Annotated in this window: 10 protein-coding genes and 1 pseudogene; 9 read left to right on the top strand and 2 right to left on the bottom strand. The window is 66.5% G+C overall.

From position 1 onward, the window contains the following. Positions 1-237 precede the first annotated feature (237 nt). Together AZG88_RS13115 and AZG88_RS13110 are read left to right on the top strand one after the other, a co-directional pair. Positions 238-1,299 (top strand): LacI family DNA-binding transcriptional regulator, encoded by a 1,062-nt coding sequence (locus tag AZG88_RS13115; protein ID WP_231913964.1) that lies wholly within the window; start codon positions 238-240, stop codon positions 1,297-1,299. A gap of 244 nt (positions 1,300-1,543) precedes the next feature. Next, on the top strand, positions 1,544-2,338 hold the full coding sequence (locus tag AZG88_RS13110) for an LLM class F420-dependent oxidoreductase (protein WP_005264455.1): 795 nt from the start codon (positions 1,544-1,546) through the stop codon (positions 2,336-2,338). 68 nt (positions 2,339-2,406) lie between these two features. Here the strand turns inward: AZG88_RS13110 and AZG88_RS13105 are convergent, their stop codons facing one another. Then, positions 2,407-3,621 carry an acetyl-CoA C-acetyltransferase gene (locus tag AZG88_RS13105; RefSeq protein WP_061697937.1) on the bottom strand — a complete coding sequence of 405 codons (1,215 nt, stop codon included), beginning with the start codon at positions 3,619-3,621 and terminating at the stop codon, positions 2,407-2,409. Between the two features lie 255 nt (positions 3,622-3,876). Between AZG88_RS13105 and AZG88_RS13100 the strand changes: the two genes are divergently transcribed. The 5 genes from AZG88_RS13100 (at position 3,877) to AZG88_RS51625 (ending at position 9,663) form a co-directional block, all read left to right on the top strand. After that, positions 3,877-5,343: a class I adenylate-forming enzyme family protein gene (locus tag AZG88_RS13100; RefSeq protein WP_061044681.1), complete on the top strand. Its 1,467-nt coding sequence runs from the start codon at positions 3,877-3,879 to the stop codon at positions 5,341-5,343. A 69-nt stretch (positions 5,344-5,412) separates the two neighbouring features. After that, positions 5,413-7,233 (top strand): DUF3556 domain-containing protein, encoded by a 1,821-nt coding sequence (locus AZG88_RS13095; RefSeq protein WP_061044682.1) that lies wholly within the window; start codon positions 5,413-5,415, stop codon positions 7,231-7,233. Continuing rightward, complete coding sequence (locus AZG88_RS13090) at positions 7,230-8,663, top strand: phytoene desaturase family protein (RefSeq protein WP_061697936.1); 1,434 nt, start codon at positions 7,230-7,232, stop codon at positions 8,661-8,663. Before AZG88_RS13095 ends, AZG88_RS13090 begins: the two co-directional genes overlap by 4 nt. Beyond that, on the top strand, positions 8,660-9,418 hold the full coding sequence (locus AZG88_RS13085; protein ID WP_061697935.1) for an enoyl-CoA hydratase/isomerase family protein: 759 nt from the start codon (positions 8,660-8,662) through the stop codon (positions 9,416-9,418). The genes AZG88_RS13090 and AZG88_RS13085 overlap by 4 nt, the downstream gene beginning before the upstream one ends. A 98-nt stretch (positions 9,419-9,516) precedes the next feature. After that, the gene (locus AZG88_RS51625; protein WP_156517476.1) at positions 9,517-9,663 is read left to right on the top strand and encodes a hypothetical protein; all 147 of its coding nucleotides are present in this window, start codon (positions 9,517-9,519) and stop codon (positions 9,661-9,663) included. Here AZG88_RS51625 and AZG88_RS13080 read toward each other — a convergent pair. Further along, positions 9,641-10,951: a PucR family transcriptional regulator gene (locus tag AZG88_RS13080; RefSeq protein ID WP_061697934.1), complete on the bottom strand. Its 1,311-nt coding sequence runs from the start codon at positions 10,949-10,951 to the stop codon at positions 9,641-9,643. The two genes, AZG88_RS51625 and AZG88_RS13080, sit on opposite strands and share 23 nt — an antisense overlap. A gap of 346 nt (positions 10,952-11,297) precedes the next feature. Between AZG88_RS13080 and AZG88_RS13075 the strand changes: the two genes are divergently transcribed. Both AZG88_RS13075 and AZG88_RS13070 read left to right on the top strand, forming a co-directional pair. Beyond that, a complete protein-coding gene (locus tag AZG88_RS13075; protein ID WP_061697938.1) occupies positions 11,298-12,134 on the top strand; it encodes an SDR family oxidoreductase in 837 nt (278 codons plus the stop codon). A 49-nt stretch (positions 12,135-12,183) separates the two neighbouring features. Further along, positions 12,184-12,828: pseudogene (locus tag AZG88_RS13070) on the top strand (enoyl-CoA hydratase-related protein). Positions 12,829-12,962 lie beyond the last annotated feature (134 nt).

Here is a 12,962-nt window from a genome sequence, read left to right as displayed (position 1 = left end):
TGACGCTACATCGTTGTGTTCCAGCGCACAAGTCACTGAGTCCGTCGGCCCACGAAAGCAATTGAACTGCAGTTATAGCTCAGGACTCAAACCGCCACACGTCCCACATGTCGAAATATGCGCCTCAAAAATGAACTTAAACGAATCAGCATCCCTTTTGTGTCATCCACTTCGTGCAGCCCAAGGCACATGGGAGCCCGGCCTGATCGAGGCACTTAACCGACTAAGCTTTCGGTTATGACCGATCCTCCTCCGCCTTTGAGCGGCGCCCGCCGAGGCGGTGGCCGTCCCCGCCGCGTGACGATGAGCGACGTCGCCCGCCAGGCTGGGGTGTCGTCGGCAGCAGTCTCCTACGCACTCAGCGGGGCTCCCGGGGTCAGCGACGAGCGCCGCCAGCGGATCCTCGCGATTGCCGACGAGATGGGATTTCGTCCGAGTAGGATCGCCCGAGAACTGCGCTCCGGCACCACGAAAGCCATCGGGCTGCTCCTTGCGGACATCGCGAACCCCTTCTACACGGAGGTCGCGGGGGGTGTGGTCGCCGCGGCCGCGGAAGACGGCTACGAAGTCTTCGTCTCCCACGTCGGCGTGGATGGTTCCCGGCAATCGGACGTCGCGTTTGCGCAGGTCGATCGAAACTGCAGCGGCCTGATCTTCACCTCGCTCGTCGCCACCGACAAGCCGCTCCTCGATAAGCTCCGTAACGAAAACATCCCCGTCGTGCAGCTCTACCGCAAACTCGAGGACGAACCGTCCGACTGGGTCGGAATCGACGACTACTCCGCGTCGTTCGAAATGGCCTCGCACCTCGTCGCGACCGGTCGACGCAAGGTCGCCGTTCTCGGTGGCCCCGACACCTCCAGCGTGTCCGTCAACCGCATGGCCGGATACCGCGACGCCCTCGACAAAGCAGGCCTGCGCGCGATCAACGAACCCGACCTGTGGGGCGAACTGACCCGCACGTCTGGGGCACTGCGCGCGCGAGCACTGTTCGCCGAACACCCCGAGACCACCGCGGTCGTCTGCGGCAACGACCTGATCGCCCTTGGCGTTCTCGATGTCTGCCGAGAAATCGGCAAACGAGTCCCCGAGGATGTGGCCTTGACGGGATTCGACGACATGAGTTTTTCCAGCGCCGGGCCCCTGCAGTTGAGCACAGTGACCGTCCCGCGAGATCTGATGGGCCGTCGCGCCGCACGAATGCTCCTGCAGCGCATCGCCGGCGACGAGAGCCCCCCACGCAATGAGCAATTGCCCTACGGAATCCAGGTGCGAGACACCACCGCACGACGCGGTTAGACGCCCGTCCGCGTCGGACTCATCGCTCAGATTCGAGGCTCGCTCTATGCAGAGCCCAATTCATTGCAAGTGTCGACGGCTGCCGGACGGTGACCCACCACAGATCCGGTGCTACCCAATCGACACAGATGGGTCACTTGCCGTAGTAGCCGCACTCGGCACGGGCGAGCAATATGGTTCAGGGAGGGACTTGCACGCACCGGCCCTGCACGCAGGGTCTCCGCACTCATCCGAGGAGCCACGAATGACTCGTCCAGTTCGCATCGGTGTCCAGCTTCAGCCGCAGCACGCGCCCGATTACGGGCTGATCCGCGACGCGGTGCTGCGGGCCGAGGACGCCGGCGTCGACATCGTCTTCAACTGGGACCACTTCTATCCGCTGTACGGCGATCCGGCCGGCGCCCACTTCGAGTGCTGGACGATGCTCGGGGCGTTCGCCGAGCAGACGGAGCGGGTGGAGATCGGTGCGCTCGTCACGTGTGCGGGCTACCGGAACCCGGATCTGCTCGCCGACATGGCCCGGACCGTCGACCACATCAGCGGCGGGCGGTTGATCCTGGGCATCGGCTCGGGCTGGTTCGAGCGCGACTACGACGAGTACGGCTACGAATTCGGCACCGCGGGGTCGCGGCTGAACCTGCTCGCCGAGTACCTTCCGCGGATCACCGCCCGGTTCGGCAAGCTGGAACCCGCACCCACCCGGCACATTCCGATCCTCATCGGCGGCGGCGGCGAGAAGAAGACGCTGCCGCTGGTCGGGCAGTACGGCGACATCTGGCACAGCTTCAGCGACATGGACACCTACAAACGTAAGTCGGGGATCCTCGCCGGGTACGCACGCGATGCCGGACGCAGCCCCGACAGCATCCAGCACTCCACGTCGTGGCCGGGTGTCGACGACGCGGCAGCCCACGTCGATGCCGGCGTCACCCTGTTCACCGTGGGTGTGGGCGGTCCCGACTACGACCTCGGCACTCTGAAGGAGGCCATCGCCTGGCGCGACGAGAACACCCCGCCACCGCTGTCGGGCCTGGCGTAGGCGCTTCGCGCCCGTGAGTGGTTAACGAGTCTCTGCACTCGTCAACCACGCACGGGCGGCGGAGCCGCCTACAGCCGCTCGAGCACCATGGCCATGCCCTGTCCGCCTCCGACGCACATGGTTTCGAGACCGAACTGCTTGTCGTGGGTCTGCAGGTTGTTGAGCAGGGTCGCGGTGATGCGGGCACCGGTCATGCCGAAGGGGTGGCCGAGGGCGATCGCGCCGCCGGACACGTTCAGCTTGTCCTCGTCGATGTTCAGCTCCCGCGCCGACCCGATCACCTGCACGGCGAACGCCTCGTTGATCTCGACGAGGTCGATGTCGGAGATGCCCAGTCCCGCGATCGCGAGGGCACGCTTGGACGCCTCGATCGGGCCGAGACCCATGATCTCCGGCGACAGCCCGGACACCCCGGTGGACACGATCCGGGCCAGCGGGGTCAGCCCCAGCTCCTTGGCCTTGGTGTCGGACATGATCACCAGGGCGGCGGCGCCGTCGTTGAGCGGGCACGCGTTGCCGGCGGTGACGGTGCCATCCGGGCGGAACACGGGCCCCAGCTGGCTGACGGCCTCGTAGGTGGTGCCGGCGCGGGGGCCGTCGTCGGTGGACACGACGGTGCCGTCGGGCAGGGTCACCGGGGTGATCTCGCGGGCGAAGAAGCCCTCGTTGATTGCCGCCTCGGCGCGGTTCTGCGAGCGCACCGCCCACCGGTCCTGCTCTTCGCGGGTGATGCCGGTGATCTGCGCGACGTTCTCGGCGGTCTGGCCCATCGCGATGTAGGTGTCGGGGACCAGCCCCTCCTCACGCGGGTCGACCCACTGCTGGCCGCCCTGGGCGAGCTTCTCGGTGCGGGTCTGCGCGTCGGCGTACAGCGGGTTCTGGGTGTCGGGCAGCGAGTCGGAGTTGCCCTTGACGAACCGGGAGACGGTCTCGACACCGGCGGAGATGAAGACGTCGCCCTCACCGGCCTTGATCGCGTGCAGTGCCATGCGGGTGGTCTGCAGCGACGACGAACAGTACCGGGTGATGGTGGTGCCGGGGATGAAGTCGTAGCCGAGCTGGACCGCGACGTTGCGGCCCATGTTGAATCCCTGCTCGCCGCCGGGCAGGCCGCAGCCCAGGATGAGGTCGTTGATGTCGGTGGGGTCGAGCGCGGGCACCTTGTCGAGTGCCGCCTGGACCATCTGCGCGGCGAGGTCGTCGGGGCGCATGCCCTTGAGCGATCCCTTCATGGCGCGACCGATCGGGGAACGGGCGATGGAGACGATGACGGCCTCGGGCATGAGTAACTCCTACCGATTGACGTGGTGGACGGCAGTCGGTGCGGACCTGCAGCCCCTCAGTTCTAAGCATGTGCTTATTTTCTAAGCGTTTGCATATATTGACCACGCCCGCGGCGCGGTGTCAACCCCCGGACGGTCGCGATTGTGCTCAACCGACAACGAACCGCCCGAACTCGAGCCCCCGAGGCCGTTTCTCGCACGCAAACCCGTCGATAGTGTTGTGGATCACACCACAACGAAAGGGCGGACGAAATCGTGTCGCACATCGGCTATTTCGCTTGGGACCTCGCCGCACAGCGTGGTGACGCGCCGTGCCTGCGCGACGACCGACTCGAACTGACGTACCGGCAGTTCGCGGAGCGGGTCGACGCCTTCGCCGCACAATTGTCCGAGAACGGCGTCGGACGTGGCGACGTCGTCGCGATCATGCTGCCGAACCGGGCGGAACTGCTCATCGCCCTGATGGCCTCCTGGCGGATCGGCGCGGCCGCGACCCCGGTCAATCCCACGTTCACCGCAAGCGAGGCCGAGTACCAGATCGACGACGCCACAGCGATTCTCGTGGTCAACGAGGGACCCGACGCACCGACCGGCGGCCGTCCGGCGATCGCCGTCGACGACATGGCGACGATCCCCGACCCTGCCTGGGCACCGGGCACCACCGCCGGCGGAGACGACCTCGCCCTGCTGATCTACACGTCCGGGTCGACCGGACATCCTAAAGGCGTCATGCTCACCCATGACAACCTGCAGTTCATGAGCTCGTCGATGGTGCAGCATTTCTCGTTGACCGCCGACGACCACTGCCTCCTGATCCTGCCGCTGTTCCACGTCAACGCGATCTGCGTCAGCTTCCTGACCCCGATGCTCGCCGGCGGTCAGCTGAGCGTCACCGGGCGCTTCTCACCAGCTCGGTTCTTCGACGACGTCGCCCGCCTGCGGCCGACGTACTTCTCCGCGGTTCCGACCATCTACGCCCTTCTGGTCTCCCAGGACACCGTCGGCGACACCTCCTCGCTGCGGTTCGCGGTCTGCGGGGCCGCCCCGATCTCCAAGGAACTCCTCGACCACGCCGAGCAGCGTTTCGGGCTCGTCATCGTGGAGGGTTACGGGCTGACGGAGGGCACGTGCGCGTCCGCGTGCAATCCGCCTGCCGGCGTTCGCAAGCTGGGCACCGTCGGCCCCGCCCTGCCGGGGCAGACCATCGCGATCGTCGACGAGTCCGGGGCACCGGTGCCGGCGGGAACGGTCGGCGAGGTGGTGATCCGGGGCGCGAACGTGATGCGCGGCTACCTCGGCCGCCCCGAGGAAACGGAACGCACCGTCGTCGACGGCTGGCTCCACACCGGCGACGTCGGCCGACTCGACGACGACGGCTACCTCACCCTCGTCGACCGCATCAAGGACATGATCATCCGCGGCGGGGAGAACATCTACCCCAAGGAGATCGAGAACGCTCTCGCCACCCACGACGACGTCCTCGAGGCGGCCGTGATCGGAGCCCCGCACGACGTGTACGGCGAGGTGCCGGTCGCATACGTGGTCACGTACCCGGACACTGCCGTCACCCACGACGTCCTGGCCGAGCACCTGAGCAGCCGGCTCACGAAAGTCAAACTGCCGGTGGCGATCCACATCGTCGACGCGCTGCCCCGCAACCCCGTCGGCAAGATCGACAAGCCGGGACTGCGGAGCCGGCACCGACCGCAATCGGTGAGCTGACACCACTTTCACCCACTCCACACCTCGGGACGCACCCGAGGCGATGCCCCCTACCCTCAGGAGCCTCCCATGGGATTCAAGACCGGGAACTTCCCCGAAGTCGGCCCCGCCGCCTTCCTCGACCTCCCGTTCCGCGACCGCCTGCGCGCCATGTCCACCCATTGGGTCGACTACGGCTTCGGAACCCCGAAGATGGTGCACACCATCTACATTCTGAAACTGCTCGTCCTCTACCTCGGCATCGGACTGTCGCTCGCGACGTTCACGTCCGGCCTGAACGTCCTCGACGCCGGCGCCTGGTGGAACCAGCCGATCGTCTACCAGAAACTGATCCTGTGGACGGTGCTGCTCGAATCGGTGGGTCTCGCCGGTTCGTGGGGGCCGCTCGCCGGGCACTTCAAGCCGATGACCGGCGGCATCCTGTACTGGCTGCGCCCCGGGACCATCCGGCTCCCACCGTGGCCGGGCAAGGTGCCGTTCACCTCGGGTGACACCCGCACCGTCGGTGACGTCCTGATCTACGCGGCGTTACTGATCAACATCATTGTGGCGCTGGTACTTCCGGGCGTGCACACGTCGTCGATCGACGCGGCCATCACCGACAACTCCGGACTCGTCCGCCCCGCGGTGCTGTTTCCCCTGATCGTGCTGCTGGTGCTGATCGGCCTGCGCGACAAGGTCATCTTCATCGCCGCCCGCAGCGAGCAGTACCTGCCCGCGATCGTCTTCTTCGGGGTCCTGCCGTTCGTCGACATGATCATCGCGCTGAAGCTGCTGATCGTCTCGGTGTGGGTCGGGGCGGGCGTCTCCAAGCTCGGACACCACTTCTCGATGGTGGTGCCGCCGATGCTGAGCAACACCCCGTGGATGCCGTTCAAGAAGATCAAGCGCGCGCACTACCGCAACTTCCCCGAAGACCTGCGGCCGTCGATCGTCGCCGGTGGTGTCGCCCATGTTCTCGGGACGGTCGTGGAGGTGGTGACCCCGCTGGTGCTGCTGTTCTCCACCAACCGCACGCTGACGCTGCTCGCGGTCGCGCTGATGGTCGCGTTCCACCTGTTCATCCTGTCCACGTTCCCGCTGGCGGTGCCGCTCGAGTGGAACCTGCTGTTCGCCTACGCGTCGATCTTCCTGTTCCTCGGATTCCCCGCCTGGGACGGGTACGGCGTCGCCGACATGTCCTCGGTGTGGTTGACCGCGGTGATCGTCGCCGCCCTGGTGTTCTTCCCGATCCTCGGCAACCTGCGCCCCGACCTCGTCTCGTTCCTGCCGTCGATGCGTCAGTACGCCGGCAACTGGGCTTCCGCCACCTGGGCCTTCGCACCGGGCGCCGAGGAGAAGCTCGACGAGCACATCATCCGTCCCAGCAAGAACACGCGCACCCAGCTGCTCGCCACCTATCCGCCCGAGGTCGCGGACGTGGTGATGCACCAGCTGCTCGGCTGGCGGTCGATGCACAGCCAGGGACGGGCGTTGTTCTCGCTGATGATGCGCCACCTCGGCGACGACATCGATACCTACTCGCTGCGCGAGGCCGAGTTCAGCTGCAACTCGCTGGTGGCGTTCAACTTCGGTGACGGTCACCTGCACAACGAGTTCCTGATCGCCGCACTCCAGCGGCGTTGCAACTTCGCGCCCGGCGAGTTCGTCGTCGCCTGGATCGAATCGCAGCCCATCCACAAGGGCACTCAGCAGTACAAGGTGATCGACGCCGCGCTCGGTGTCATCGAGCGGGGAACGTACAGGGTGTCCGACGCGATCAACGAACAGCCGTGGCTGCCGAACGGTCCCATTCCGTTCGACGTGCAGTGGACACTGGACGGAGACGGCTCGAACGTGCGGACGCGGGAGGCGAAGATGCAGGAGACAGATCTGGTGGTGCGGCCGTGACCACCGCAGTCGTCGTCGGCAGCGGGCCCAACGGGCTCGCCGCCGCGGTCCACCTCGCCCGGCACGGCGTCGACGTCCAGGTCCTCGAGGCCGCCGACACCATCGGCGGCGGCACCCGCTCCGGCGAACTCACCGTCCCCGGACTGCTGCACGACGAGTGCTCGGCGTTCCACCCGATGGGTGCCGGGTCGCCGTACCTGCAGACCCTCGACCTCGGCCGGTACGGGTTGACGTGGAAGTGGCCGGAGATCGACTGCGCCCACCCCCTCGACTCCGGTGAGGCAGGGTTGCTGCACCGGTCGATCGCGGCCACCGCCGCCGGACTCGGCGAGGACGGCGCCCGCTGGCAGCGCATGTTCGGCGGACTCGCCGACGGCTTCGACGACCTGGCCGCCGACCTGATGCGTCCGATCGCGAACGTGCCCCGGCATCCACTGCGGCTCGCCGGCTTCGGGCCCCGGGCGTTACTCCCGGCCGCGGTGACGGCCCGCTGGTGGCGCACCGACAAGGCCCGCGCACTGTTCGGCGGCGCCGCCGCGCACGCCTACTACCGCCTCGACCGTCCGGCGACGTCCGCGGTCGGGATGATGATCGTCGCCGCCGGCCACCGTTACGGGTGGCCGGTCGCCGAGGGCGGATCGCAATCGATCACCGGCGCACTCGCAGCCCTGCTCACCGACCGGGGCGGCAAGATCACCACCGGCGTCCGGGTGAACAGTGTCGCCGATATCCCCCCGGCGGACGTCGTCCTGCTCGACCTGGCACCGTCCGCCGCACTGCGTATCCTCGGTGAACGTGTCCCCGACAGGGTCGCGCGGGCGTATCGCCGGTTCCGGCACGGGCCGGCGGCATTCAAGGTCGACTTCGCCGTCGAGGGCGGGGTGCCCTGGCGCAACCCGGACTGCGGCCGCGCCGGGACCGTCCACCTGGGTGGGAACTTCGCCGAGATCGCCACCTCCGAACGCGACGTCGCGACGGGGAAGATGCCGCAGCGGCCATTCGTCCTCGTCGGACAGCAGTACCTCGCCGACCCCAGCCGATCGAAAGGAACCCTGCATCCGCTCTACGCGTACGCCCATGTCCCGCACGGCTACACGGGCGACGCGACGGAGGCGGTCACCGCGCAGATCGAACGATTCGCCCCCGGCTTCCGCGACCGCATCGTCGCCACGGTCAGCAGTGGGCCCGTGAAGCTCGCCGAGTCGAACGCCAACTACGTCGGCGGTGACATCATCGGCGGCGCCAACAGCGAAACCCAGGTGGTGCTGCGCCCACGTATCGCCCTCGACCCGTACAGCACCGGGATCCCCGGCACCTACCTGTGTTCGGCGTCCACGCCGCCGGGAGCCGGCGCCCACGGGATGAGCGGATTCAACGCCGCCCAATCCGCACTGCGACACCTGCGCAGACTTGGCGGTGATGTGCTGTGACGGTGGAGAAGTCCGGGAAATGGGATCGCCGTGGTGCGGCATTCCTGGCGCGGCACGGTCCGATCGCAGTGATAACCCTCAATCGTCCCGAGGTCCGCAACGTCGTCAACTCGGACGTCTCCGCTGCGGTCGGCGCGGCGATGGAAACACTGGCCCACTCTCCCGACCTTCGGGTCGGAATCCTCACAGGTGCGGGAGATACCTTCTGTGCGGGGGCGGATCTGGCCGCCCTGACCGCCGGGCACAGCATCGACGCACCCGGACACCCGGAATGGGGGTTCGGCGGCTTCGTCCGACATGACATGCGCAAACCGCTGATTGCAGCCGTGAACGGCTCGGCCTCGGGTGGAGGCCTCGATCTCATCTTGGCATGCGACGCAGCCATCGTCAGTTCTCACGCCTCGCTCGGGTCGCGGGGAATGGGACGATACGCGGACTGCGATCCCGACGCGAGGGCACTCGGAGGCCGTCTCCAGGCCAGGTCGGTGCTTCTTCGCGACGCGCTCGAGCCGGAGACGGCACTGCGTTGCGGAATGATCGACAGGGTCGTCCATCCACACGAGGTACTGCCGGAGGCCATGCGGCTGGCACGTGCGCTGGCAACGACGATCCCGCCCTTGGAAGGGATCGGCGCCGCGGTCATGCGTCGTCGCGCCGGGAGGAACACAATCGGGCACTGCGAGCGCGACGCGCCACGTCATCCTTATCAGAATCGGCACGGAGCCCAGCGCGTGCTCCGCACCAGTACGATTTGAGGGACGATCCCCCTACCCGACAGCGTTTCCCGGCACCGCAACGATCCTGCGGTGCCGGGCGCGCGATCCACCCCACGACGAAGACGAACCGAGGAACCATGCTGAATCGACTGTACGCAGCCCTCCTGGCGGCAGCCGGACTGTCCTTCGGCGACTACATCGCCCTCGAGGACGCGGTGAGCGATCCCGGTGATCCGCCGCGGACGGTTACCGACCCCACCATTACCGCCCACCCACTCCTTTGACCATCGGCTCGCCCTTCGCCTGATCCGTCGTCAGGACCACAGGTCCCAGCCATTGGCACACGAGCAGGGCGAGTTCGACGGCCAGGCGATCCCCGGTGAAGTCTTCGCCTCGTTCCTCCGCGGCCCGCTTCACCCGATACTTCACTGAATTATAGTGCAGATCCAGCTGTTTCGCCGCGGCGACATTGCTGAGGTTGCTTGCGAGGTAGACCTGTACGGTCTCGCGCAGGCGGGCCGCGTTCTCGTTGTCGGCCGCCAGACCACGCAAGACGCTGCGCACCCACGCCCGGGTCGCCGCGACGTCCTCTATCAGCAGTGCGACCGTCGACACTCCCGGCTCGTCGTACGCGGTCACCACGGGGGCATTCTTTCCTGCAGCGATCGCGAGCGCTCGTGCACGCTGAGCACGCGTGTACGACTGCCGGAATCCTTCCGGGCCGTTGGTGACTCCGCCGACGGCCATGACCAGCCCCGGATGGCGGGCCTCGAGGAAATCGCGCACTTCACCGTACCCTCGCCGGGGAGCCGCCCGCGTACCGAGCGGGACCCATACCCATCCGGTGACGCGGTCGGCCGCCACGAACAACGGATCGGTCATTGCACCCATGAACCCTGCGACGTCGTGCGCCGCCGATTCGATTCTGGCCAGCATGTCTCCCGAACCGGTATCGGGAACCCAGATGATGGCCGCCAGGTGATTCTGATGCAGAACATAGTTGAGGGCGGCGCTGGCCCCGGCGTCCGGGCGTTCGTTGCCCGCCAGGATTTCCTGGACTCGGACGGCACGAACACTGCTCTGGTGGGCCAGCCACCGTTCCCGTTCACGCTCGTAGACTTCGACCACCTGCTGCGACACCCTGTCGATATACACCGACATCACGGTGATGATGCGCTCGAGCACCGGCACACCGAGTTCCGGCTCGACCGCTCCCCCACCCAACTCGTCGAACACCAGCTCGAGAAGGTTGGTCTGCCCGAGTCGGTATGCGCGCACCAGCGCGTTGACGGGAACCCCTTGCTGAGCAAGGCGTCTCGCGTATTCCATCGCCGCAGCGGGCGCCTCCAGATTTTCTGGTGCGATGTTGTGCTGCAGCGTGTGGAAGATGGTGTCGAGGTTGCCTTCGACACTCGCCCCGAGCAGGTCGAACAGCTGCCGATCGGCACGCAGGTCGGGAATCTCGCTGTACAGCACATCCGTGATATCGGCGGTCAACGTCACCAGTCGCTGGTTGAGCGAGCCCGCGATTCGTGCGACCAACAGCGCGGCGCGCTCGTCGTGTGAAGCCATGCGAAGACAATAGAGCAGTCGTCACCCACGCATGACGATTTACCCGAAACGTCCCCCTCAGCATCCCTACCTGCATATTTCCGCCGAGCCGGCCGTCCAGGTCTCCACCGGCACGAACCGAGCATGTCCCGACAGGACAAAGGGCATCTGTTTCTTGATGCTTCGCGGACGTGGTCACCATCACCGGACTCTCCTATCGTCAAGAGCGCTCGGCCAACGCCTGCGGACTGCTCGATGAGCGACGCACGGCACCCCGAGACACCGTCGTACAGGGTTGTTTTCGAGCGATCCCGTCCAGTTCGACAGGCGCGAACGGCGTCTCAGTGTCAACAACGAAGGGATCACAGTGAACACCACAAGCTTCCACGGGAGAACCGCCGTCATGTCCGGGGGAAGTCGTGGTATCGGACTTGCCATTGCCCGCGCGATCGCGAGCCGCGGTGGAAACGTCGTCCTGCTCGCCAAGACCGATACCCCCGACCCTCGACTGCCCGGGACGATTCATACCGCCGTCGCAGAACTCAACGAGCTGGGCGGACACGCTGTACCCGTTGTCGGTGACGTCCGGAACGACGACGACATCGCCCGGGTCGTCGATGCCGCCCTCGACAACTTCGGCGGCATCGACATCGTCATCAACAACGCAAGCGTGCTGGACATCTCCAAGACCGAGGACCTGCCGCTCGAGCGGTTCGATCTGATGCAACAGGTCAACGTGCGCGGCACTTTCGCGCTGACCCAGGCATGTCTTCCGTACCTGCAGAAATCCTCCGCACCGCACGTACTGACGCTCTCGCCACCGCTGAACGTGTCGCAGCACTGGCTGGGCGCCCATCCGGGCTACATGCTGGCCAAGTACGGGATGACGCTGGCGGCATTGGGCATCGCCGCCGAACACGCGAATCTACCCATCTCCAGCAACTGCCTGTGGCCGCAGACGATGATCGCGACGGCAGCGGTCGGGAACCTGCTCGGCGGCCACGACAGCCTGGAGCACTCCCGCTCCCCTGAGATCATGGCCGACGCCGCGATCGAACTGCTCGGCCGTCCCGCAGGCACCGACAACGGTCGCACCGTCCTCGACGTCGAAGTCCTCACCGAATCCGGCGTCACCGATTTCACGACATACGGTGGAACCGCCCCGTTGACGATCGACATCTTCATCGACGCTGCTGCGGGCTGACGTCGAATTCTTCCACGTCAGCCGACTCCCGATACGGTGAAGGATCCCCATGCCCGCCGACCTACCCGGTGTCGTCACGACCCTCGACGCCGGCCTCCTCCGTGTCACCACCCTCGACCCGCCGGCGCGCATGAATGCGGTGCGGATCGAAACGTCGACGCGATCACAGACGCCTTCGAGTCGCGTGCCGGCGATTCGGCGGTCCGCGCGGCCGTCCTCACCGGCGCCGGTGGCGCGTTCTGCACCGGTGCCGACCTGTCGACCACGACGACGAACGACCGGCCGACAGCGGCCACCATTGACGCCGCGACCATCGACGCCGCAAACCGAACCGTGGCCGTGATCCGCGCGTTTCCCGTCCTGTCGTCGATGCAGTCAACGGACCCGCCGCGGGTGTCGGCGTATCCCTGGCGCTCGCATGCGACCTCACTGTCGCTACGAAGTCCAGCTACTTCCTTCTTGCGTTCACCAAGGTCGGTCTCATGCCGGACGGCGGAGCGACCGCCCTCGCCGCCGCGTCGATCGGCCGCGCCCGTGCATGAAGATGGCTCTCCTCGCAGAACGACTCCCGGCACTCGACAATGCGTTCGCACGGGAACGGAACGGGCGGCTCGAGCTACTCGCCACCCCCGACTTCGAGGAAGGCGTCACCGCGTTCCTCAACAGGCGCCCCGCCGAGTTTCGCCGCTCCTGAGGGATATCGAGAACACCCACCGCAGAATCGATTACGAAGAACGCCGAGATGACCACCACAGCGACGTCCAATGGACACGAACAGCAGGCCGTACCAATCCATTTCAATCCGGTTTGGAAGGTGTGGTCGCGTTC

This window comes from Rhodococcus sp. LB1, from assembly GCF_001583455.1.
In the GTDB taxonomy this organism is placed as follows: domain Bacteria; phylum Actinomycetota; class Actinomycetes; order Mycobacteriales; family Mycobacteriaceae; genus Rhodococcus_F; species Rhodococcus_F opacus.
This window is presented reverse-complemented; position numbering and strand designations above follow the sequence as displayed.